The organism is Lachnoanaerobaculum sanguinis, assembly GCF_033242365.1.
GTDB lineage: Bacteria > Bacillota > Clostridia > Lachnospirales > Lachnospiraceae > Lachnoanaerobaculum > Lachnoanaerobaculum sanguinis.
Window position 1 is genome coordinate 1 of sequence record NZ_BTHK01000074.1, and the last position, 326, is coordinate 326.

1 rRNA gene is annotated in these 326 nt (G+C 47.2%); it reads left to right on the forward strand.

Annotated elements, in window-relative coordinates:
- A 23S ribosomal RNA gene (locus tag SBH76_RS13590) occupies positions 1-326 on the forward strand; the annotation flags it as partial.

The window sequence follows — 326 nt, forward strand, 5'->3', positions numbered from 1 at the left end:
AAAGGATGTGGGATTTCGAAGACAGCTAGGATGTTGGCTTAGAAGCAGCCATACATTAAAAGAGTGCGTAACAGCTCACTAGTCGAGAGGTCCTGCGCCGAAAATGTCCGGGGCTAAACACAACACCGAAGCCTGGGAATGTAGTAATACATTGGTAGAGGAGCATTCTTAGAGGCGTAGAAGCCATACCGAAAGGAATGGTGGAGTAATAAGAAGAGAGAATGCCGGAATGAGTAGCGAGAAAGAGGTGAGAATCCTCTTGGCCGAATATCTAAGGTTTCCTGAGTAAAGCTGATCTACTCAGGGTAAGTCGGGGCCTAAGGCAA